The sequence below is a fragment of the Stenotrophomonas sp. YJH_SMC_138 genome (assembly GCF_059369855.1).
In genome coordinates, this window is record NZ_JCAFTB010000004.1 from 46,950 (window position 1) to 69,533 (window position 22,584).

A 22,584-nucleotide genomic window follows, 5' to 3' on the forward strand; every position below is an offset into this window, starting at 1 on the left:
CCTTTCTAGCGATTATTTAACGGGCTGGCGCCGATAATCGACGCATGAAACTCTGGTCTATTCGTGGAAACTCGCAGCGCCTCGATGGCGGTGCGATGTTCGGCAACGCACCGCGTGCGTTGTGGGAAAAATGGGCGGCGCCGGACGAGCTCAATCGCATCGAGCTGGCCTGCCGCGCACTGCTTGCCAGTCCGCTGGAAGGCAAGACCGTGCTGTTTGAAACGGGTATCGGGGCGTTCTTCGATCCGCGCATGCGCGAGCGCTACGGCGTGCAGGAAAGCCAGCACGTACTGATCGATTCGTTGCGCGAAGCCGGCTTCGAGCACGAGGATATCGACGTGGTGGTGCTCAGCCACCTGCACTTCGATCATGCCGGTGGCCTGCTGGCGGCATGGAGCGAAGGGCGAGAGCCGGAACTGCTGTTCCCCAATGCGACTTATGTGGTCGGTGCGCAGCATTGGCAGCGCGCCGTGCAGCCGCATCCGCGCGACCGTGCCAGCTTCATTCCGGAACTGCCGGGCCTGCTGCAGGCCAGTGGCCGGCTGGAAGTGGTGGACGGGGAGTACTCGAAGGCACTTGGCCGCAGCGTGCGCTTCAGCTACAGCGACGGGCATACGCCGGGACTGATGCTGGCCGAGATCGTCGGTCACGCGCATGCCGGCGAAAGTGCGCATGGTGGCGTGGTGTTCTGTGCCGACCTGATCCCGGGGCGCTCATGGGTACACGTGCCGATCACCATGGGCTACGACCGCAACGCCGAGCTGCTGATCGACGAGAAGCGGCAGTTCCTTGAAGACAAGCTGGCGCGCAACGTGCGGCTGTTCTTCACCCACGACCCGCAGGTGGCGCTGGCGCAGCTGGGCCGTGATGACAAGGGACGTTTCGTGACCCTGCACGAACAGGGCGAGCTGAAGGCGCGCGCCCTGGGGTAATGAAAAGGCCGGGCAATGCCCGGCCTTTCACTGACGGTGGCAGATCCACGCCATGCGTGGATGGCGTTCGATCCGGACGCGACGATTACGACGACTTCAGGCAGCTGCTCATGAAGGTCTTGCGCGCATCACCGGCCAGCTTCTTCGCGCCCGCGTCAGCGTTGCACTTGCGCATCCGTTCCTGCTGCGGATTGACCGCCTTGGTCTCGGCGGCGTGGCCGCTGAGGCAGGAGCTCTGCGCGGTCTTGTAGGCATCACCCTTCAAGCCCTTGTTCTTGGCCGAGCATTCGGCCATGCGCTGCTGCTGCGGGGTGGTGGCGTTGGCAGCCAGGGGCAGGCCGACCAGCAGGACGGCGGCCAGCAGGAAAGAGGCTTTCATCGGGAGCTCCAAGGGTGGCGGGTGCGCGGAGCATTCGCTTCGGGCCGGCAAGGCCACGTGAAGAATCACGCCAGTGCCGCGCCTGCTTGCGGCAACGTTCAGACCGGCGTATTACTTAGCCATATGGGTAAGTATTATCCTGCCATTGAATATGTCTTCCAGGCACTGGCCGACCCGACCCGTTGCGCGATCGTAGCGGCGCTGGGGCAGGGGCCGCGCACGGTGTCGATGCTGGCCGAACCCTTCGGGATGGCCTTGCCCTCGCTGATGAAACACCTGGCCGTGCTGGAGCGCAGCGGCGTGGTGCGCAGCCACAAGCAGGGGCGCACACGCACCTGCGAACTGGTGCCGGCGCGGCTGGGCCAGGCCGAACAATGGCTCGCAGAACAGCGTGCGGCTTGGGAAGCGCGTTCCGACCGCATGGTCGATTTCGTCGAAACCCTTCACCGACAGGAGCAGGCCCATGGCCGTAGACGCAGGTAACAACCCCGACACCGATCTGGTGATCTGCCGTGTGCTGAACGCACCGCGCGCCGCCCTGTGGCGGGCGTGGACCGACCCGGAACTGCTGCGCCAGTGGTGGTGCCCGAAGCCGTGGACCACCGAGGTACGCGCATTCGACCTGCGCCCCGGCGGGGCCTTCCACACCTTCATGCAGGGTCCCGATGGCGGCAGCAGTGACAATCCGGGCAGTTTCCTGGAGATCGTGCCGCAGCAGCGCCTGGTGTTCACCTCGATGCTGGGTGCGGGCTGGCGACCGCAGTCACCCTGGCTGGGCTTTACCGCCGTGATCACGATGGAGGACGAGGGGCAGGGCTGCCGCTACACCGCGCGGGTGATGCACCCGGACAAGGCGCTGCGTGACCAGCATGAGCAGCTGGGCTTCTTCGACGGCTGGAACACCGCCATCGACCAGCTGGAAGCCTTCGCCGCCGGGCTGTAGGCCGCAATGCGGGGTGGTGGGGTCAGGGCCCTTTCTGCGAAAGGGGTCCGACCCCCGCGATGTTGGGGTCGGATCCCTTTCGCTGTGAAAGGGCTCTGACCCCGGTTCACCGGATCAACCGACGCGGGTACCGAAGATGCGGTCGCCGGCGTCGCCCAGGCCCGGCAGGATGTAGCCCTTGTCGTTGAGCTGGGCATCGATGGCTGCGGTGTAGATCTCCACGTCCGGGTGCACGGCCTTGACCGCTTCGATGCCTTCCGGCGCGGCCACCAGGAAGATGCCCTTGATGCGGCGGGCACCGGCACGCTTGAGCATGTCGATGGTGGCGATCAGGGTGCCGCCGGTGGCCAGCATCGGGTCCAGGATCAGCGCGTCGCGCTCTTCCAGGCGGCCGGTCAGGCGCTCGAAGTAGGGCACCGGCTGCAGGGTTTCCTCGTCGCGCTGCAGGCCGACCACGCTGACACGGGCCGCCGGGATCAGCGACAGCACGCCGCTGAGCATGCCCAGGCCGGCACGCAGGATCGGCACCACGGTGATCTTGGCGCCGGCAATACGCTGCACCGTCACCGGGCCGGCCCAGCCGGGCAGGGTGTGCGGCTCGGTGTCCAGGTCGGCGGTGGCCTCGTAGGCCAGCAGCGTACCCAGCTCGTTGGCCAGTTCGCGGAAATCCTTGGTGCTGAGCGCAGCGTTGCGCATCAGGCCGATCTTGTGCTGCACCAGCGGGTGGCGCACTTCGACGATCTTCATGGTCGGGAAGGGGGAAAAGGAGAGAGGAGGCCATTTTGCCGGATTGGCGTGTCGAACCCCAAACCGGGCCTGGATCTGATGTACATGAAATGTGCAGGCGCATGTCACGGCCATGCAACCTTGTGGACATACCGTGCAGACCCATTCTTAACAGGAATGGGGATTCCCAGTGCATATCAAGACTCCGTTGGCCGTTGCCATCACCCTGACCCTGGCGATGGGGGCCGCGGCACCGCTGCAGGCTGCCGGGCAACAGGCGGTAGCCGCTACCGGCACCGTGGCGGCCGACGCGGTCGACCTGGACCGTATCGAAGTGCGCGCCCAGCTCGAATCGCAGATCCGCGCGGTCGACCTCAAGCGCAGCAGCGACGCCATCGAGGACGCGGTGTCCTCCGATGCCCTGGGCCAGTATCCGGACAAGAACGTGGCCGAATCACTGCAGCGCCTGCCGGGCGTCAGCGTGACCCGCGACCAGGGCGAAGGCCGCTTCGTGGTCATTCGCGGCCTGGATGCCAATCTCAACAGCGTCAGCGTGGATGGCATCGCCATCGGTACGCCGGAAGATTCCAGCCGCGCCGCGCCGCTGGACGTGATCCCATCGGACTCCACCGAGCGCCTGCGCGTGGTCAAGTCGCCGACCCCGGACATGCCCGGTGATGCCATCGGCGGCGCCGTGCTGGTGGAATCGGCGTCGGCCTTCGACCGCGACGGCCGCAGCCTGCGCGGCAAGATCGAGGGCAGCCACCAGCAGCTGTCCGGCGAGACCAGCCCCAAGGCCGCCTTCAACTACAGCGAAGTGTTCAACGACACGTTCGGCGTGGCGCTGGGCGTGAACTACCAGAAGCGGAAGTTCGAGTCGGACAACACCGAAGTGGAATATGACGGCGAGGACGATGCCGCCCCCGGTGACGTGACCGCGATCAACCTGCAGCACCGCAAGTACGAGATCGAGCGCAAGCGCATCGGTGCCAACCTCAACCTCGACTGGCGCCCCAACGAAGACAGCACGTACTACCTGCGCACGCTGTACAGCCAGTTCGACGATGCGGAGACCCGCCAGCGCGTGATCTTCAACTTCGACGACGCGAAGATGGTCAAGACCGGCACCGACCAGTACCGGCTCGATGGCATGCCGAAGGACTCGATCGACAAGCGCATGCGCTACCGCACCAAGAAGGAGAACACCTTTGCGGCCAGTCTTGGTGGCGAGAACAAGCTGACCAACGCCGTGGTCGATTACCGGATCGGCTACACCCGTACCGAAGAGCGCGTGAACGACGAGATGGAGGCGCGCTTCAAGCTCAACGGCAAGGCCTTCAATGGCACCCTGGACCAGAGCAGCCGCCTGCCCAGCTACAGCTTCGACAATCCGCAGTGGCTGGACAACGGCAACTACGCGTTCGACCGCGTCGTGCTTTCGCCCAAGCAGGTGAACGACAAGGAACACAGCGCGCAGGTCAACGTGCGCTTCGACGGCGACAGCAGCAGCATCAAGTTCGGCCTGCTCGGCCGCTGGCGCGACCGCGACGTGAATGTCGATGAGCGCGAACTGCGCGTCGGCCCGAAGGTGGTGCTGTCGAGCTGGACCACCTCTTCGCCGGAGCATCGCCACGGCAACATGGGGGATGGCATGGACTCGGCTGCGATGCGCGCGTTCTGGGCCGCCAATGGTGGCCAGTACAGCGCCCGCCCGCAGGATGTCGGCGGCAATGCGATGACGTCGCTGGAAGAGGATTACGTGGCCAGCGAGGACATCTTCGCCAGCTATGCCATGGGTACCTGGGATGTGGGCGCGCTGCGCATCATCGGCGGCGTGCGCGTGGAGAACACCCGCTTCAAGGCAGTCGGCAACCAGGTGGACGTGGCCGCCAACGGCCGCAGCTTCACCGTCACCCCGCGCGTGGCCAACAGCAGCTACACCAACGTGCTGCCGGGCCTGCATCTGCGCTATGACGCGGCCGATGACTGGGTGCTGCGCGCCTCGGCCAACAAGACCGTATCGCGCCCGTCCTTCGGCGACGTCTCGCCGCGCGTGGGTTACAGCCGCGGTGACGAGGAAGTGCGCCTGGGCAACCCGGAACTGGATCCGTACGAATCGAAGAACATCGACCTGTCGGTGGAGAAGTACATCGGCAGCAGCGGCATCGTTTCGCTGGGCCTGTTCCACAAGTCGATCGATGGCTACATCGTGGAGACCGTGCGGACCAATGATCCGGCCTACGGCGGATTCGACGTGACCCAGCCGATCAATGGTCGCAAGGCCACCGTGCGTGGCGCGGAATTCAACTGGCAGCAGCAGCTGGCCTTCCTGCCGGAGGGCCTGGATGGCCTGCTGGTCGGTGCCAGTGGCACCTGGCTGGACACCACGTTCGATGCCGGCATCAAGGGACGTGAGGGCGAGGACTTCACCCTGCCGCGCGCTTCCAAGCATGTCTACAGCGCACACATCGGCTATGAAAAGTACGGTGTAAGCACGCGTCTGGCGGCCGTGTACCGCAGCGAGTATCTGGACAGCATCGGCAAGGGGCGTGCATTCGACATCTACGTGGCACCCAACACCCAGCTCGATTTCTCGCTGGACTACAAGTTCACCCCGCGCGTGAGCATGTACTTCGAAGCGCAGAACCTGCTGGACAAGCCGCTGGAGCTGTACCAGGGCACCCGCTCGCGCACCCTGCAGATGGAAGAGTACGGCCGCACCTATGCGCTGGGCCTGAAGGTGGCGCTGTGATGGGGCGTGGCGTCACTGTCCTGGCCGCCGCGCTGGCGGCTACACTGGTCGCCGGCTGCACGCCGGCCACCGGCAACGATCCGGTTGCGGGAGCGGCCGCGCCGGCCGCCAATGGCGAGCGCGTGGTGAGCACCATCGCCGAAGCGTTCCTGTCACCGATGACCCCGGCCGACAACATCGACTCGCCGGCGGCCTGGCGCGCGCCGGACGGCGCGCTGTGGCTGATCGCCACCGCCAAGGCCACCGACAAGCTGGTGGTCTACGACGGCAGCACCGGCCAGCACCTGCGTGACGTCGGCAGCAGCGGCACCGCACCGGGGCAGTTCGACCGCCCAAACGGCATCGCGGTGACCGACGATCTGCTGTGGATCGTCGAGCGCGACAATCACCGCGTGCAGGTGCTGAGCCTGCCGGACTTCGCGCCGCTGGCGACCTTCGCTGCGGACGACCTGCGCAAGCCGTACGGTCTGTGGGTCGACCGCCGTGCCGATGGCTACAGCGTCTACGTCACCGATTCCTGGGACAACGGCGAGGATGCGCAGGGGCGTGACATCCTGCCGCCGCTGGCCGAGCTGGACAAGCGCGTGCGCCAGTACCATGTGACCCGCGACGGCGCGAAGGTCGAGGCGAAGCTGGTGGCCAGCATCGGCGATACCACCGAGGCCGGTGCACTGCGCGTGGTCGAGTCGATCTGGGGCGACCCCGAGAACGACCGGCTGCTGATTGCCGAAGAGGACGAGCGCTACGCCAGCGAGTTCAAGGTCTACACCCTGGCGGGCCGCTTCACTGGCACCACCTTTGGCCGCGACGTGTTCAAGGCCCAGGCCGAAGGCGTGACCCTGCGCACCTGCGGCAAGGACGGCTGGTGGATCACCACCGAACAGGGCAAGCAGCGCAGCGTGTTCCACCTGTTCGACCGGCACACGCTGAAGCCGGTCGGCGCGTTCCAGGGCAATACCGTGGCCAACACCGATGGCATCTGGATGATGCAGCAGCCCAGCGCGCGCTTCCCACACGGTGCGCTGTATGCAGTACATGACGACCAGGGCGTGGTGGCCTTCGACTGGGAGAGCATCGCCAAGCAGCTGGCGTTGCCGCTGGAGTGTGGCGCATGAGCGGGCAGTGCGTAATGCGCGCGCTGGCGCTGGGCCTGCTGCTGGCGCTGCCATCGCTGTCGTTCGCGGCGGCCGAACCGAATACCCAGGTGCCGGCAGGTAGCCGCCACTACGCGGCGACGACGGTGCCGGACCGCATCGTCGCCTCGCCGGCGGTTGATTCCAGTCATGGGTTCGCCGTGGCCTGGCGTACCGACGACAGCGTGCAGGCGCCGCTGCTGGAAATCGCGCTGGCCGCAGATTCGCCGGCCATTGAAGGCATCCGCCAGGTGCGTGCGACGACCCGCGCGCTGCAGACCGAGAACGGTCTGTCGCACCACCATCGGGCAGATATCGATGGCCTGCAGCCGGATACCCAGTACGTCTACCGTGTGCAGGGCAATGGCAGCTGGAGCGCCTGGAACCAGCTGCGCACGCTGGCCAGCGCCGATCAGCCGCTGACCCTGCTGTACTTCGGCGATACCCAGAACAAGAACGTCAGCCATGTCAGCCGCGTGGTGCGTGCCGCGCAGAAGGCTGCGCCGCAGGCGCGCATGAGTCTGTTTGCCGGTGACCTGGTCAGCGGAGGCGACAACATGGATGACAGCGAGTGGGGTGAGTGGTTCGCTGCGACCAGTTGGCTGGCGCAGGAAACGCTGGTGGCGCCGGCCATCGGCAACCACGAGTACTTCGAGGAATTCGAGGACACCCCGCAGGAGCGCCGCGTGCTGGGCCGCCACTGGCCGGTGACGTTCGCGCTGCCGGGCAATGGTGCCACCGCCGCGCAGCAGACCAGCTACTGGTTCGATGCGCAGGGCGTGCGCGTGGCCGTGGTCGATGGCACATCGGCACTCGACCTCGGCACCGCCAAGGCGCAGGCACAGTGGCTGGACAAGGTGCTGACCGGCAATCGGCAGGCGTGGACCATCGTGCTGCTGCACCAGCCGTTCTACTCGCCGCGCGAAGGGCGCGAGAACGCCGCGTTGCGTGACGTGCTGCTGCCGGTGGTACGCCGCCACAACGTCGATCTGGTGCTGCAGGGCCATGACCACACCTATGGCCGCCGTGGCGAAGGGCAGGCCGCGACGCCGCAGTATGTGGTGACCGTGGCCGGACCGAAGCAGTACCGCCTTTCCGACGAAGCGCGCAGGACGATGGACCCGGTGGCCGAGGACACCCAGCTGTTCCAGGTGCTGAACATCGACCCGCAGCACCTGCGCTATGAAGCACGCACCGTGACCGGCCGTCTTTACGATGCCTTCGAATTGCGTCGTGATGCCAAGGGTGGAAAGCAGCGCACGGAGCTGACCGAAGGCCGCATTGCTCCGCGCGACTGCCCGCGCGCGCAGACCGCCAAGGGTCGCGCCGACCGCTGCTGGGAATGAGGAGACGCCGATGACCACACCCCGCCGCATCATTCCATTGGCTGCCATCGGCGCGTCCCTGCTGTTGCTGGCCAGTGCGGTAACCGCCGCCGATACCGTGCTGCATCCCTTCCTGGTCGCCCAGCCGGCGCAGGCCCCGCAGGAGGTGAACCTGGCGGTGGAGATCCCGGCCGGCAGCTTCACCAAGTACGAGATCAAGGAAGACGGCCTGGTGCACGTGGACCGCTTCCAGTCGATGCCGGTCGCCTATCCGGCCAACTACGGCTCGATGCCGCGCACCCTGGCCGGCGACAACGATCCGCTGGATGCACTGGTGTTGACCCGCGAACCGCTGCATCCGGGCGTGATCGTGCGTTTCCGGCCGATCGGTTACCTGAAGATGATCGATGGCGGCGAGCACGACGAGAAGATCATCGGGGTGCCGACCGACAAGGTCGACCCGACCTACGCCAGTATCCGGGACCTGGCGGACCTGCCGGAGGCCGAACGGCAGCGGATCGAAGCGTTCTTCCGCGTCTACAAGGACCTGCCGGCCGGGCGCAACCCGGTGCAGCTAAATGGCTGGGGCAACGCCGCCGAGGCACGGTCAGTGATCCGCGAGGCCATGCAGCGGTTCAAGCGCTAGAACCCCGCCGTGGGTGGGTGGCCGGACGCGCGCATCACCTTCACCGCCCCTGGCTATCATGTCCGCCTTCCACAACGAAGGCGGTGCATGTGTCGGTAGCGTTGGTATGGTTCCGCCGTGATCTGCGGCTGCAGGACAATCCGGCCCTGCAGGCCGCGCTGGATGCGGGTCACGACGTGGTGCCGGTCTATCTCCACGCGCCGCACGAGGAAGGCGAGTGGGTGCCTGGCGCGGCCTCCGATGCGTGGCGCCACCGTTCACTGGGTGCCTTGGACGCCGACCTGCGCACGCGCGGTTCATCGCTGGTGCTGCGTAGTGGTGACAGCCTGCCGGCCCTGCAGTTGCTGATCGGGCAGACCGGCGCCGAGGCGGTGTACTGGAACCGCAAGTACGAGCCGGCCACCCAGGCACGCGACGCCACCATCAAACGCACGCTGCGCGAGCAGGGCATCGACGCACAGAGCTGCAATGGCAGCCTGTTGTTCGAGCCCTGGGACATCGCGACACAGCAGGGTCAGCCGTACAAGGTGTTCACTCCGTACTGGCGCAACGTACTCAGTCATTGGCGCCTGCCGACGCTGAGTGCCGCGCCGAAGGCACTGACCGCGCACTCGGTCGACGGCCTCGCATTGGACGAGCTGCGGCTGGCGCCCACGCTGGACTGGGATTCCGGCTTCTGGGAGCACTGGCAGCCGGGCGAGGCCGGCGCGCTGGAGGCGTTGTCCGTGTTCGAGGACGGCGCGTTGCGCGGTTACCGCGAGCAGCGTGACCTGCCGGACCGGGTCGGCACCTCGCGGCTGTCGCCGCATCTGCATTTCGGCGAGATCGCACCGTGGCGCATCGCGCATGCGCTGGAGAGATTGCGCAGTGTCGGCACTGACGCCGACATCGACGGCTATCTGCGGCAACTGGGCTGGCGCGATTTCGCCTACCACCTGTTGCATCACTTCCCGAAGACGCCGACCGACAACCTCAATCCGCGTTTCGACCGCTTCCCTTGGGCCACGCCCACTGCAGCGCAACTGCATGACTGGCAGCGCGGCAACACCGGCGTGCCGATCGTCGATGCGGGCCTGCGCGAGCTGTGGCACACCGGTTACATGCACAACCGGGTACGGATGATTGTTGCCAGCTACCTGTGCAAGCACCTGCGTGCGCACTGGCTGCAGGGCGCGCGCTGGTTCTGGGACACCCTGGTCGATGCCGACCTGGCCAACAACACGATGGGCTGGCAGTGGGTGGCAGGCACCGGCGCCGACGCGGCCCCGTACTTCCGGGTGTTCAACCCGGTCACCCAGGCCGAGAAGTTCGACCCGCAGGCCCGCTACATCAGCCGCTGGGTGCCCGAACTGGCGGCGCTGCCGGTGAAAGCGCGCTTCGCGCCGTGGCAGCATCCGCTGCTGCTGGCGGCGCATGCCCCGGGCTATCCGCGTACGCCGCTGGTGGATCTGGCCGTCGGCCGCGATGCTGCGCTGGCCGCCTACCGGCAGACGGGGGCTGGGTAAAGCGCGGGCTGAGCGTTCCAGTCAGTTAGCTGAACGCGGCCCTGTTGCCGCGACCGATCATCATCCCGACATCGCATCGGGCTGTTTATTCTCTCTGCGCCCGTAAGCCGCCGACCCGACCGGAAAACAAGGAGAACCACATGATCCGCAACACCACCCGCAACGTCGCACTGGCCCTGATGAGTGCGGCCGTCCTGTCGGCCTGCGCCACCGGCGGCTCCTATGTGCAGAGCGACCAGTACGGCAACCCGACCGAACAGCAGAACCGTACCGGCCGCAACGCGCTGATCGGTACCGCCATCGGTGTGGCTGCCGGCCTGCTGACCGGCGACAGCGCCACCGAGCGTCGTCAGCACGCACTGATCGGTGCCGGTATCGGTGCGCTCAGCGGCGCCGCCGTCGGCCAGTACCAGGATCGCCAGGAACGCGCGCTGCGCGAGCGCACCGCCAACACCGGCATCGATGTGCAGCGCCAGGGCGACAACATCATGCTGAACCTGCCGGACGGCATCACCTTCGACTTCGGCAAGGCCACCCTGAAGCCGCAGTTCTACGGCTCGCTCAACGGTGTGGCCGGTACGCTGCGCGAGTACAACCAGACCATGATCGAAGTGGTGGGCCACACCGACAGCATCGGCAGCGACGCGGTCAACAACCGCCTGTCGAAGGAACGCGCCGATTCGGTGGCGCAGTACCTGATCGGCCAAGGCGTGCAGAGCGTGCGCATCGAAACGCTGGGGGCCGGCAAGTCGTATCCGATTGCCGACAACAGCACCGATGCCGGCCGTGCCAAAAACCGTCGCGTTGAAATCCGCGTGATTCCGCTCAAGCAATAACGCGTAGCGTTGTTGCTGTTCCGGCCTGGCCGGAACGAAAATGCCGCCCTTGCAGGCGGCATTTTCTGTAGGTGCCGAGCTTGCTCGGCACGCCGATAGCGCTTCCGGTTGCGGCTTCTCCGAACGGCGCCGACCAAGGTCGGCATCTACCGAGAGCCACGCAGCCGGAACGAAAATGCCGCCCTTGCAGGCGGCATTTTGTGGGTGCCGAGCTTGCTCGGCACGCCGACAGCGTTCCCGTTCGCGGCTTCTCCGAACGGCGCCGACCTTGGTCGGCCCCGTTCCAACCGCAGTCGAGCATGGCTCGACTCTACAGAAGCCGGTTACACCGCCGAGGCGGCGACCTTCTCCAGGATGCGCTTGCCGCTGCTCTCCAACGCCGCGTCTTCCTGGGCCTTCTGCTGCTGTGCCAGCTTCGCACCCGGGCACTGCGCCAGCATGTAGTTGGCGTCGAAGTTGAGCTTTTCCACCAGGAAATCGACGAACGCCCGCACCTTCGGCGAGACCAGGCGGCCACCGGCGAACACGGCGTTGAAGTCCACTTCCGGGCCGGTCCAGCCGGCCAGCACGCGCCGTACCATGCCGGACTCGACGAACGGCTTGGCCATCACATCACCGGTCAGCAGCAGGCCTTCGCCACACACCAGTGCACCATTAAGCGCAGACATGTCGTTGGCGGTCATCAGCGGGGTGACCGGGAAGTCACGCAGTTCGCCGCCGTTCTCGCCCAGCTGCCAGGTGAAGCGCGGTGAATTGCCAGTGTGATACGGCTTGCGCATCGCCAGGATGCGATGGAACTGCAGTTCTTCCGGATGCAGCGGCTCACCATAGCGCTCGATGTAGGCCGGGCTGGCGAACACCTGCGTGCGCAGGCTGCCCAGCTTGCGCGCGACCAGGTTGGAATCGGGCAGGGCGCCCACACGCAGCGCCAGATCCGCTTCGCCGGCAATCAGGTCCAGCTTCTCGTTGCCCATGTGCATGTCCAGGCGGATTTCCGGATACTGCGCATGGAACTGGCCCAGCAGCGGGGCGATCCAGGTGATGCCGATCGAATAGGGCACGGTGAAGCGCAGCCAGCCGCGCGGGCCGGACTGCAACTGGCTCACCGCGCTTTCGGCTTCTTCCAGCTCGCGCGCGATGCGCTGGCAATGCTCGTGGTAGATCGAGCCGGCTTCGGTCAGGCCGAGGCGGCGGGTGGTCCGGTGCAGCAGCCGCGCGCCCAGGCGCGTTTCCAGCTCCTGCACTTTGCGGCTGACCGTGGTCTTGGGCAGGCCGAGCGATTTGGCAGCGGCAATGAAACTGCCTTGCTCGACCACCTTGACGAAGATCAGTGTCTCGTTGAGATCGTGGGACATGGTCGGGGATCCTGGACGTCGGGGATGGGACAATCGTGACAGAACGATTGGACCGGGAGCGGGATGATTATTCCCCTTAATCAGGACTAATCAAGTAAAGGTTTGAGGTCTATCGTGGCGCCATTCGTGAAATGGAGCCCCCTCGCCATGAGCCTGCGCAACATTCTTGCCCGCTTCCGGCATGTCGGCCAGAACACCCTGGACCTGGCGATGACCGTCGAAGCCCGTCCGAGTTCCTTGGTACACAAGGACTTTCGTGAGTTTACCGCGCCCATGCGTCAGCAGCGTGGCGGTGCCATCCGCCTGGCCCCGCACAAGGGTGACCGGCTGCGCCGGATCGGGACTATCCCGGATTTGGGAGGAAATGTCCCGTGAATGGGATACTGACGCCCGAAGTCCTGGTCCTCGGTGGCACCGGTGCCGTCGGCCAGGGCGTGGTCGGCGCATTGCTGGAAGCCGGCAGCCCTGTGCTGGTGGTTGGCCGCGACCCGGGTCGGCTGGCGGCGCTGCATGAGCAGTTCGCCGATGAGCCTGGCCTGGAGACGCTGCTGGGCTCGCTGAGCGATGACGGCTCGGCACGTGCCTTGGCCGAACGCATCGCGCAGCGCCCGCGTCCGCTGGCGGCGGTCATCGCCGCAATGGGTGGCCCCTACCGTCGCGGCCGGGTGACCGACCGCAATGGCGATGAGCTGTTGGGGGCGATGCAGGCCGACCTGATGCCGCACGTGCACGCGGTGCGTCACCTGCTGCCACTGCTGCAGGACAACGTGCATGCACGCCGCTACGTGATGATCGGCAGCCCCGCCAACGCCAAGCCCTGGGCGGGCTACGGCGAGACCTCGATCACCACCGCCGCGCTGCGCATGTACGCGCAGGTGGTGCACCAGGAAGCGCAGGCACTGGGTGTGCGCGCGCAGATGCTGGAAGTCTGCAGTCCGGTGTGCACCCCGGCCAACGCGGCCAATGCGTGCATCGAGTGGCCAAGCTCGTTGCTGGTCGGTCGTCGTGTGGTCTCCCTGCTGGACGGCTGCCGCGACAACCGCGCCATCGTCCGCTGCGACAGCAGCGATGCCGAACTGCCGCGCGGCCTGCTGCACCTGGATGTCCCTCCACTGTGGCGCGATACCGCGGGCATCGCTTGACCTCGACCATGGTTGAGGTCGCAGTATGCGCCGCCGATTTTTGCAACACGTTCTCATATAGCTGTACCACCCCTCCGTACGGATGCATGCCATGACTTCCCCCAATACCACCCCACATCGTTTCGGCCATCGCATCGCGATGGTCGGCGTGTCGATCCTCGCCGCGGCCGTGCTTGCGGCCTGCAGCGGCGGCCATGCCGAAGAGGCCGGTGCTCCGCCGCCGCCGCAGGTCAGCGCCGCGCCGGTGCTGGTCAAGCAGGTCAGCCAGTGGGACGAGTTCAGCGGCCGCGTCGAAGCGGTGCAGAGCGTTGAACTGCGCCCGCGCGTGTCCGGCTACATCGACAAGGTCAACTACGTCGAAGGCCAGGAAGTGAAGAAGGGCGAAGTGCTCTTCACCATCGACGCGCGCAGCTACCAGGCCGAGTACGATCGCGCGGCCGCCGAGCTGGCCCGCGCCCGCACCCAGGCCACGCTGGCCCGCAGCGAGTCCGAGCGTGCCAAGCGGCTGTCCGAGCAGCAGGCGATCTCCACCGAGACCGCCGAGCAGCGCCGCGCGGCTGCCGACCAGTCCGGCGCCGCCGTGCAGGCCGCGCAGGCGGCGCTGGATGCAGCCCGCCTCAACCTGGAGTTCACCAAGGTGCGTGCACCGATCGATGGCCGTGCCGGCCGCGCGATGGTCACCGCTGGCAACCTGGTCACCGCCGGCGACAGCGCCAGCGTGCTGACCACGCTGGTCTCGCTGGATACCGTGTTCGTCTACTTCGATGCCGACGAAAGCACCTTCCTGCGCTATGCACAGATGGCACGCAAGGGCGAGCGCCCCAGCGAGCGTGACAGCGCGCTGCCGGTGAAGGTCGGCCTGTCCGGCGAAGAGGGCTACCCGCATGCGGGCAAGGTCGACTTCCTCGACAACCAGGTGGCCCGCAGCACCGGCACCATCCGCGTCCGTGCGCTGCTGGACAACGCCGACCGCCAGTTCACGCCGGGCCTGTTCGCCCGCGTGCAGCTGCTTGGCAGCGGCCAGTTCCAGGCCATGCTGATCGATGACAAGGCCGTGCTGACCGACCAGGACCGCAAGTACGTCTACGTGGTAGACAAGGATGGCAAGGCCCAGCGCCGCGACATCCAGCTCGGCCGCACCGCCGACGGCCTGCGCATTGTCGAGCACGGCCTTGCCGCCGGCGACAAGGTGATCATCGACGGCGTGCAGAAGGTCTTCATGCCGGGCATGCCGGTGCAGGCCAAGGCCGTGGCGATGCAGCCGCAGGCTGCGCCGGCACCGGGCCGCGATGCCACCGCCGCCCTGAACCACTGATCCGCCGGCTCCTGATCCGCGTCCCCGCTTAGCTGCCGGCGCCAGCGGCAGCCTTCCCTGCCTTCGTCATCCCGGCGAGGGGCAGGGTGGCTGTTGCCCGCCGGACGCCTTTCCCAGGAATTCCTCCATGGACTTTTCCCGTTTCTTCATCGACAGGCCGATCTTCGCGGCGGTGCTGTCGATCGTGATCTTCGCCGCAGGCCTGATCACGATTCCAATCCTGCCGATCAGCGAGTACCCCGAAGTGGTGCCGCCGTCGGTGGTCGTGCGCACGGTGTATCCGGGCGCCAACCCCAAGGTCATTGCCGAGACCGTCGCCACGCCGCTTGAAGAAGCGATCAACGGCGTCGAAGGCATGATGTACCTGAAGTCGGTTGCCGGCTCGGACGGCGTGCTGCAGATGACCGTCACCTTCCGCCCCGGTACCGATCCGGACGCGGCGGCGGTGAAGGTGCAGAACCGCGTGGCGCAGGCGCAGGCGCGCCTGCCCGAGGACGTGCGCCGGCAGGGCGTGACTACGCAGAAGCAGTCGCCAACCTTCCTGATGGTGGTGCACCTGACCTCGCCGCAAGGCAAGTACGACACCCTGTACCTGCGCAACTACGCCCGCCTGCACGTCAAGGATGCGCTGGCGCGTATTCCGGGCGTGGGTGACGCGCAGATCTTCGGTGGCGGCGACTACGCCATGCGTGCCTGGCTGGACCCGGACAAGGTGGCTTCGCGTGGCCTGACCGCCAGCGACGTGGTGCGTGCCATGCGCGAGCAGAACGTGCAGGTTTCGGCGGGCCAGCTCGGCGCCGAACCGTTGCCGAACAGCCAGTTCCTGACCCTGATCAACGCCCAGGGCCGCCTGAAGAGCGAAAAGGAATTCGGCGACATCGTGCTCAAGAGCGGCACCGATGGCGAGATCGTGCGCCTGGCCGACGTGGCCCGCCTTGAACTGGGTGCCGGTGACTACACCCTGCGCTCGCAGCTGGATGGCAAGAACGCGGTCGGTATCGGTATCTTCCAGTCGCCCGGTGCGAATGCGCTGGAGATTCGTGACCAGGTCATCTCGACGATGGACGAGATGCAGAAGACCATGCCGGCCGACGTGAAGTACGAAGCCGTGTATGACACCACCATCTTCGTGCGCGACTCGATCAAGGCCGTGGTCTCCACGCTGCTGGAAGCCATCGCCCTGGTGGTGCTGGTGGTGATCCTGTTCCTGCAGACCTGGCGTGCGTCGATCATCCCGTTGATCGCGGTGCCGGTGTCGGTGGTGGGTACCTTCGCCGCGTTGTACCTGCTGGGCTTCTCGATCAACACGTTGAGCCTGTTCGGCCTGGTGCTGGCGATCGGCATCGTGGTCGACGACGCGATCGTGGTGGTGGAGAACGTCGAGCGCAACATCGAGGAAGGCCTGTCACCCACCGCGGCGGCCCACCAGGCCATGCGTGAAGTGTCCGGCCCGATCGTGGCGATCGCGCTGGTGCTGTGTGCCGTGTTTGTGCCGATGGCCTTCCTGTCCGGCGTCACCGGCCAGTTCTACAAGCAGTTCGCAGTCACCATCGCCATCTCCACGGTGATCTCGGCGATCAACTCGCTGACCCTGTCGCCGGCCCTGGCCGCGCGTCTGCTGAAAGCCCATGGTGCTCCGAAGGATGCGCCGAGCCGCCTGATCGACCGCCTGTTCGGCTGGGTGTTCCGTCCGTTCAACCGCTTCTTCAAGTCCAGCTCGGAGAAGTACGAGCGTGGCGTAGCCCGCATCCTCGGCCGTCGTGGCGCGGTATTCGTGGTCTACGCGATCCTGCTGGTCGGTACCGGCGTGATCTTCAAGCTGGTGCCGCCGGGCTTCATCCCGACCCAGGACAAGCTGTACCTGATCGCCGGTGTAAAGCTGCCGGAAGGTTCGTCGATCGCGCGCACCGATGAAATGCTGCGCAAGGTCGCCAAGATCGCCCAGGAAACCGATGGCGTGGCCCACACCATCTCGTTCCCGGGTCTGAACGCGCTGCAGTTCACCAACACGCCGAACACCGGTGTGGCGTTCATCCCGCTCAAGCCGTTCGCCGAGCGCCATGGCCGCACCGCCGCACAGATCAATGCCGAGATCAACCAGAAGATCGCCGGCCTGCAGGAAGGCTTCGCGTTCGCGATGATGCCGCCGCCGATCCTCGGCCTGGGCAACGGCAACGGCTACCAGATGTTCATCGAGGACCGTGGCAACCTGGGTTACGGCGCGCTGCAGAATGCGGTGCAGGCAATGCAGGGCACCGTTGCGCAGACGCCGGGCATGGCCTTCCCGATCAGCAGCTACCAGGCCAACGTGCCGCAGCTGGATGCCGAAGTGGACCGCGTCAAGGCCAAGGCGCAGGGCGTGCAGCTCACCGAGCTGTTCGACACCCTGCAGACCTACCTCGGTTCGGCCTACGTCAACGACTTCAACCAGTTCGGCCGTACCTGGCAGGTGATCGCCCAGGCCGACGGTCCGTTCCGCGAGACGGTCGAGGACATCGGCAAGCTGCGTACCCGCAACGACCGCGGCGAGATGGTGCCGATCGGTTCGATGGTCACCATCAAGCAGACCTTCGGCCCGGACCCGGTGCTGCGCTTCAATGGCTATCCGGCAGCAGACTTGGCCGGTGAGGCCGACCCGCGCCTGCTGTCCTCGGCCGAGGCGATGAACAAGCTGACCGAGATCGCCGGCAAGGTGCTGCCGGTGGGCATGACCACCGAATGGACCGACCTGAGCTACCAGCAGGCGACCCAGGGCAAGGCGGCCTTCATCGTGTTCCCGGTGGCGATCATGCTGGCCTTCCTGGTGTTGGCCGCGCTGTACGAGAGCTGGTCGCTGCCGCTGGCGGTGATCCTGATCGTGCCGATGACCCTGCTGTCCGCGCTGTTCGGCGTGTGGCTGACCGGTGGCGACAACAACGTGTTCGTGCAGGTCGGCCTGGTGGTACTGATGGGCCTGGCGTGCAAGAACGCGATCCTGATCGTCGAATTCGCCAGAGAGCTGGAGATGGGCGGCAAGGGCATCGTTGAAGCCGCGCTGGAAGCCTGCCGCCTGCGTCTGCGCCCGATCGTGATGACCTCCATCGCCTTCATCGCCGGTACCGTGCCGCTGGTGCTGTCGCATGGTGCGGGTGCCGAGGTGCGCTCGGTGACCGGTATCACCGTGTTCGCCGGCATGCTGGGCGTGACCCTGTTCGGCCTGTTCCTCACCCCGGTGTTCTACGTGGCCCTGCGCAAGTTCGTCACCCGCAACGGTGGTGGCCAGCTGGTGCAGCACGGCGAGCCGACCATCCACCACTGACATGGAACCCCGTCGCCGCCGGTCACTGGCTGGCGGCGGCTTTCCCCTCACAAGGCATGCATCCATGAATACCCATCAGAACAAGATCGCGCTGGTCACCGGCGCCACCCGTGGCATCGGCCTGGAAACCGTGCGCCAGCTGGCCCAGGCAGGTGTGCACACGCTGCTGGCCGGTCGCAAGCGCGATACGGCGGTGGAGCTGGCACTGAAGCTGCAGGCTGAAGGCCTGCCGGTCGAAGCCCTGCAACTGGACGTGACCGACGCGGCCAGCATCGCCGAAGCGGTGGAGCAGGTGCGCCAGCGTCATAGCCGCCTCGACATCCTGGTCAACAATGCCGGCATCATGATCGAGAACCCGGCGCAGGCGCCGTCGGAGCAGTCGCTCGACACCTGGAAGCGCACCTTCGACACCAACGTGTATGCGCTGGTCGCAGTAACCCAGGCATTCCTGCCGCTGGTCAAGCAGGCCAAGTCCGGGCGCATCGTCAACGTGTCGAGCATGCTCGGCTCGCAGACCCTGCACGCGGATCCCTCATCGGGCATCTACGACTTCAAGATTCCCGCCTACAACGCGTCCAAGGCCGCGGTGAACAGTTGGACCCTGAGCCTGGCCTACGAGCTGCGCAACACCCCGATCAAGGTCAATACCGTGCATCCGGGTTACGTGAAGACCGACATGAACGGCGGCAACGGCGAAATCGAAATCGCCGAAGGCGCGCGCTCCAGCGTGCAGATGGCGCTGATCGGCGAATCCGGTGCCAGCGGCAGCTTCACCTACCTGGGCGAGGTGCTGCCATGGTGATCCGCACGTTGGCGATGGCCGTCTCCAGCCTGGTGCTGGCAGGCTGTGTCAGCGTCGGCCCGAACTACAAGGCACCGGTGCAGGAACCGGTGGTCCTGCAGAGCGCACAGCAGCCGGTCTTCAGCAGCGTTTCGCCGGTGGCCAGCTGGTGGGCGCAGTTCGATGATCCGGTGCTGGAACAGCTGGTGCATGGCGCCCTGTCGGACAACCTGGACCTCCGCGTAGCCGTGGCCCGCGTCAGCCAGGCCCGCGCAGTGTTCGTCGAAAGCCGTTTCGACCAGGCGCCGCACATCACCGCTGGCGGCAGCTACGACCGCCGCAAGCAACCCGATCCGCAGCTGGGTGGGCAGCGGGTGTTCAGTGAAAGCTACCAGCTCGGCTTCGACGCCGGCTGGGAGCTGGATCTGTTCGGCCGCAAGCGCCGTGCCGCTGAGGCCGCCCGCGCCGACCTCGGTGCCGAGCAGGCCAACCTGGCCGATGCGCAGGTACTGGTCGCCGCCGAAGTGGCACGCAATTACTTCGAGCTGCGCGGAACGCAGAAGCGCATCGCGGTGGCCCAGCACACGCTGGAAAACCTGCGCGATACGCAGAAGCTGACCGAGGCGCGCTGGGAACTGGGCGCGGGGAGCGAGCTGGATGTGCAGAGCAGCCGCGCCCGCCTGAAGGCGATCGAGGCCGACATCCCGTTGCTGGAAGTGGCCGAGGCGCAGTCGCGCAACCGGCTGGCCGTGCTGCTCGGCCAGCGCCCGGAAGTGCTGACCGACATGCTCGCGCCGCACGACGTGCCGGCCTTCGCCAAGGCGCTGCCGCTGGGCGATACCCGCGAACTGCTGCGCCAGCGCGCCGACGTGCGCGTGGCCGAGCGTCGCCTGGCCGCTGCGACCGCACGCGTGGGCGTGGCCACCGCGGACCTGTTCCCGCGGTTGTCGCTGTCCGGCTTCGTCGGGTTCCTCGGCGGCGATGCCAGTGGCCTGGTCAATGGCAACAACAAGGCCTGGTCGCTGACCCCGTCGCTGAGCTGGGCAGCATTCGACTTCGGTACCGTGCGTGCACGCCTGCGTGCCAGCAAGGCTGAAGCCGAAGGCGTGGCCGCGCAGTACGAGCAGGCCGTGCTGCTGGCGCTGGAAGATACCGAGAACGCGCTGACCCGCTATTCCAAGCAGCAGGCACGGCTGGCGATCGTGGTCGAGCAGGCACAGGCCGCACGGCGTGCCGAATCACTGGCACAGATCCGCTATCGCGAAGGCTCGGAAGACTTCCTGACCCTGCTGGATGCGCAGCGCACGCAGTTGGCGGCCGATGACGCCCTGGCGGCGGCCGAGTCCGAAGTCAATGTCAGCGTGGTGGGCGTGTACAAGGCGCTGGGCGGCTGGGGGCAATCACCGCAGCAACCGAGCGTGGCGCAGGTGCAGTAACCGCAGGGGACGGAGGCAGTGGCTTCCGTCCCCTCCTGCTTTCAGGGCCACTGATTGGCCGGCACCTCGCGCTCGCGCATGCGCACGATGCAGAAGCGATGGCCGGTCGGTGCTTCCATCACCCACCAGCGTTTGACGAAGCCTATCCGGCGCGCGCCGAGCTTCTCCAGGCGGTCGGCCTCGGCATCGATGTCGTCGCTCTCGATGTCCAGGTGCACCCGTGACGGGTGATCGACCCGCTGGACTTCCACGTTCAAGCCCGCCGGTGCACCCAGCAGGTCGGCATACTCGGCGCCCCCTTCGACACGCGCCGCCTGTGCCTGCAGGCCGAGCGCGGCGGCCCAGAAGCCGGCACCTGCGTCGGCGGGAAGGTCCTGGCAGTCGATGATGAATCCAGCCAGCCGGCTCTGGTGGGCCATGTCCTGCTCCGCAGTTCGGGGGAGGAGGCAGGGTAACGCGATGCGTTCCGCGTACATCTTCACCTTCGTGACGTTTCTGACTCTGCCGGAATGCCGGCCCGACGTGTAACAAGTGGGTCAGGCACTCGGGAGGACAGGCGATGGCGGATGGAAGGCGGGATACCCAACGGATGTTGTTCGGCGATCCGGGTCCACCCGGTGCGGGTCTGTCAGTGGCGGTCGTGGTGCTGCTGGTGCTGGCGACGATGGCGGCGGCGGTCGGTTTCCTGCGCCTGCAGGATTCGATGTTGGGGCTGGGCCTGATTGGCGTGGCCGTGTTCCTGGCGATCGGGGCCCGCATCTGCCAGGCGCGCGACCAGCATCAGGCGCTGTATCGCCTGCTGTCGCGGCAGCCACCGCCGTAGCGAAGGCTGCCGTGGCTGCTCAGTGCCTGGGCCAGTCCAGTTCGACCACCAGCGGGAAATGATCCGATGGCAGCACGCCACCGATGCGGCGGTCATCGGTCAGGAAGCTGCGCGCATGGAAGCCGCGCACCAGGACCCAGTCCAGCTGCACGGTGGCCTTGCCGGTGAAATCGTGGAAGGTCAGCCGCGGGCCCTGCGGAGCCTTCACCTGGGTACGGGTGTCCTGCAGCACGCGGGTGAATGCCTTGTAGGTGTCGCCGCCGGGTTCGCTGTTGAAGTCGCCGGTCAGCACGACGGGCAGATCGGCCGGCAGGTTGGCCACGCGCTTGCCGATCAGTTCGGCACCCTTGACCCGCCGCGGCTCGTCTTCGTCGCGGTAGGGCAGGTGGGTGTTCATGAAGTAGAAGCGGCGGCCGTCGTCGATGCGGCGGAACAGCGCCCAGGTGACCATGCGTGGATACAGGTTGCCCCAGGTGATGCTGCCGGGCACATCGGGCGTATCGGACAACCAGAAGTTGCCTGATTCCTCGATCGCCAGCACCTTGCTGTCGTAGAACACGCCCATGTGCTCGTCGCCGCTGCCGCCGCGGCGGCCCTCGCCGAACCAACGGTAGCCGGGGAGGTGCCCTGCCAGGTACTCGGCCTGCTCCTGCACCAGTTCCTGGGTGCCGATCACCGCCGGGTGCGCATCGAGGATGACTCTCACCATCGCGTCGCGACGGTCGGGCCAGCGCTTGCCCGGCTCGGTATCGGCCGGGGTGCGCACATTGAACGACATCACCTTCAACGGCGCGGGGGCTGCGGCCCAGGCGCTGGTCGCAGGCAGGGCAAGCGCCAGCAGCGCAGACAGTACAGGGCGACGGAAACGCGACAACATCGTGGAATCCCTCCATTCCATGAAAACGGTTTCATAGAGCATCGCACGGATTGCCTGTTCATGGCTGTGCGCGCGCTGGCGGTATCCGCCGGTCGCCGCGGCGTATTCAGCAGGGCCTTTGACAGCGCATTGACCCGCCCGCGCGGGCCTGCGTGCTAGAACGGCGCTGCCGGCCACTGAACCCGGCACCGCAGCAACCATCAACGGAACCACAAGGAGCTGTGCCATGACACGATTGATTCGCGCCCTGCAGGTGTCGCTGAACCTGCGTTCGGACAATTCCACGCAGTGCATCCGTTCCAAGTATCGCTACTGGAATATCTTCTGACCGGAAGGACTCCACGTATTCGATGACATCGCCAGGGAGGGTCGATGATCTT

At 66.4% G+C, this 22,584-nt stretch carries 21 protein-coding genes; 16 read left to right on the forward strand and 5 right to left on the reverse strand.

The window, feature by feature from the left end; genetic code table 11:
* The first annotated feature begins 44 nt into the window (after positions 1-44).
* Positions 45-932, forward strand: a complete 888-nt coding sequence (locus tag AC5P7I_RS10555; protein ID WP_019338337.1) for an MBL fold metallo-hydrolase — start codon at positions 45-47, stop codon at positions 930-932.
* An 85-nt stretch (positions 933-1,017) separates the two neighbouring features.
* Here AC5P7I_RS10555 and AC5P7I_RS10560 read toward each other — a convergent pair whose 3' ends face one another.
* On the reverse strand, positions 1,018-1,311 hold the full coding sequence (locus AC5P7I_RS10560; RefSeq protein WP_046430010.1) for a PsiF family protein: 294 nt from the start codon (positions 1,309-1,311) through the stop codon (positions 1,018-1,020).
* Between the two features lie 57 nt (positions 1,312-1,368).
* On the opposite strand from AC5P7I_RS10560, the gene AC5P7I_RS10565 reads away from it, so the two are divergent.
* Positions 1,369-1,794 carry an ArsR/SmtB family transcription factor gene (locus tag AC5P7I_RS10565; protein ID WP_262087264.1) on the forward strand — a complete coding sequence of 142 codons (426 nt, stop codon included), beginning with the start codon at positions 1,369-1,371 and terminating at the stop codon, positions 1,792-1,794.
* A complete protein-coding gene (locus AC5P7I_RS10570; RefSeq protein WP_014646778.1) occupies positions 1,775-2,254 on the forward strand; it encodes an SRPBCC family protein in 480 nt (159 codons plus the stop codon). Before AC5P7I_RS10565 ends, AC5P7I_RS10570 begins: the two co-directional genes overlap by 20 nt.
* 114 nt (positions 2,255-2,368) lie before the next feature.
* Here the strand turns inward: AC5P7I_RS10570 and upp are convergent, their stop codons facing one another.
* Complete coding sequence (upp, locus tag AC5P7I_RS10575; protein ID WP_005409099.1) at positions 2,369-3,001, reverse strand: uracil phosphoribosyltransferase; 633 nt, start codon at positions 2,999-3,001, stop codon at positions 2,369-2,371.
* A 217-nt stretch (positions 3,002-3,218) separates the two neighbouring features.
* On the opposite strand from upp, the gene AC5P7I_RS10580 reads away from it, so the two are divergent.
* From AC5P7I_RS10580 to AC5P7I_RS10605, 6 genes are all read left to right on the forward strand, one after another.
* Positions 3,219-5,732 carry a TonB-dependent receptor gene (locus tag AC5P7I_RS10580; RefSeq protein WP_425604952.1) on the forward strand — a complete coding sequence of 838 codons (2,514 nt, stop codon included), beginning with the start codon at positions 3,219-3,221 and terminating at the stop codon, positions 5,730-5,732.
* Positions 5,732-6,847 carry an NHL repeat-containing protein gene (locus tag AC5P7I_RS10585; RefSeq protein WP_032959149.1) on the forward strand — a complete coding sequence of 372 codons (1,116 nt, stop codon included), beginning with the start codon at positions 5,732-5,734 and terminating at the stop codon, positions 6,845-6,847. Before AC5P7I_RS10580 ends, AC5P7I_RS10585 begins: the two co-directional genes overlap by 1 nt.
* On the forward strand, positions 6,844-8,211 hold the full coding sequence (locus AC5P7I_RS10590) for a purple acid phosphatase family protein (RefSeq protein WP_014646781.1): 1,368 nt from the start codon (positions 6,844-6,846) through the stop codon (positions 8,209-8,211). Before AC5P7I_RS10585 ends, AC5P7I_RS10590 begins: the two co-directional genes overlap by 4 nt.
* A gap of 10 nt (positions 8,212-8,221) precedes the next feature.
* On the forward strand, positions 8,222-8,836 hold the full coding sequence (locus tag AC5P7I_RS10595) for an inorganic diphosphatase (RefSeq protein ID WP_014646782.1): 615 nt from the start codon (positions 8,222-8,224) through the stop codon (positions 8,834-8,836).
* Between the two features lie 89 nt (positions 8,837-8,925).
* On the forward strand, positions 8,926-10,341 hold the full coding sequence (locus tag AC5P7I_RS10600; protein ID WP_262087271.1) for a cryptochrome/photolyase family protein: 1,416 nt from the start codon (positions 8,926-8,928) through the stop codon (positions 10,339-10,341).
* Positions 10,342-10,481: 140 nt separating this feature from the next.
* On the forward strand, positions 10,482-11,177 hold the full coding sequence (locus AC5P7I_RS10605; protein WP_014646784.1) for a YiaD family glycine zipper/OmpA-like lipoprotein: 696 nt from the start codon (positions 10,482-10,484) through the stop codon (positions 11,175-11,177).
* A 323-nt stretch (positions 11,178-11,500) separates the two neighbouring features.
* On the opposite strand, the gene AC5P7I_RS10610 is transcribed toward AC5P7I_RS10605, so the two are convergent.
* The gene (locus AC5P7I_RS10610; protein WP_032959145.1) at positions 11,501-12,532 is read right to left on the reverse strand and encodes a LysR family transcriptional regulator; all 1,032 of its coding nucleotides are present in this window, start codon (positions 12,530-12,532) and stop codon (positions 11,501-11,503) included.
* Positions 12,533-12,679: 147 nt separating this feature from the next.
* Here AC5P7I_RS10610 and AC5P7I_RS10615 point away from each other — a divergent pair, with 147 nt between their 5' ends.
* From AC5P7I_RS10615 to AC5P7I_RS10640, 6 genes are all read left to right on the forward strand, one after another.
* Entirely contained in the window at positions 12,680-12,907 is a 228-nt protein-coding gene (locus AC5P7I_RS10615) for a hypothetical protein (protein ID WP_041863314.1), read from the forward strand.
* Positions 12,904-13,674 (forward strand): SDR family NAD(P)-dependent oxidoreductase, encoded by a 771-nt coding sequence (locus AC5P7I_RS10620; protein ID WP_014646786.1) that lies wholly within the window; start codon positions 12,904-12,906, stop codon positions 13,672-13,674. Before AC5P7I_RS10615 ends, AC5P7I_RS10620 begins: the two co-directional genes overlap by 4 nt.
* A gap of 91 nt (positions 13,675-13,765) precedes the next feature.
* Positions 13,766-14,989, forward strand: a complete 1,224-nt coding sequence (locus tag AC5P7I_RS10625) for an efflux RND transporter periplasmic adaptor subunit (protein ID WP_014646787.1) — start codon at positions 13,766-13,768, stop codon at positions 14,987-14,989.
* Positions 14,990-15,116: 127 nt separating this feature from the next.
* Entirely contained in the window at positions 15,117-18,287 is a 3,171-nt protein-coding gene (locus AC5P7I_RS10630) for an efflux RND transporter permease subunit (protein WP_014646788.1), read from the forward strand.
* A gap of 64 nt (positions 18,288-18,351) precedes the next feature.
* Positions 18,352-19,089 (forward strand): SDR family oxidoreductase, encoded by a 738-nt coding sequence (locus AC5P7I_RS10635; protein WP_262087274.1) that lies wholly within the window; start codon positions 18,352-18,354, stop codon positions 19,087-19,089.
* Positions 19,083-20,504: an efflux transporter outer membrane subunit gene (locus AC5P7I_RS10640; protein ID WP_111206164.1), complete on the forward strand. Its 1,422-nt coding sequence runs from the start codon at positions 19,083-19,085 to the stop codon at positions 20,502-20,504. Before AC5P7I_RS10635 ends, AC5P7I_RS10640 begins: the two co-directional genes overlap by 7 nt.
* A gap of 41 nt (positions 20,505-20,545) precedes the next feature.
* Here AC5P7I_RS10640 and AC5P7I_RS10645 read toward each other — a convergent pair whose 3' ends face one another.
* Positions 20,546-20,923, reverse strand: a complete 378-nt coding sequence (locus AC5P7I_RS10645; protein ID WP_014646791.1) for a VOC family protein — start codon at positions 20,921-20,923, stop codon at positions 20,546-20,548.
* Positions 20,924-21,063: 140 nt separating this feature from the next.
* On the opposite strand from AC5P7I_RS10645, the gene AC5P7I_RS10650 reads away from it, so the two are divergent.
* A complete protein-coding gene (locus AC5P7I_RS10650; protein WP_032959134.1) occupies positions 21,064-21,327 on the forward strand; it encodes a hypothetical protein in 264 nt (87 codons plus the stop codon).
* Between the two features lie 19 nt (positions 21,328-21,346).
* On the opposite strand, the gene AC5P7I_RS10655 is transcribed toward AC5P7I_RS10650, so the two are convergent.
* Positions 21,347-22,204 carry an endonuclease/exonuclease/phosphatase family protein gene (locus tag AC5P7I_RS10655; RefSeq protein ID WP_262087280.1) on the reverse strand — a complete coding sequence of 286 codons (858 nt, stop codon included), beginning with the start codon at positions 22,202-22,204 and terminating at the stop codon, positions 21,347-21,349.
* Positions 22,205-22,584 lie beyond the last annotated feature (380 nt).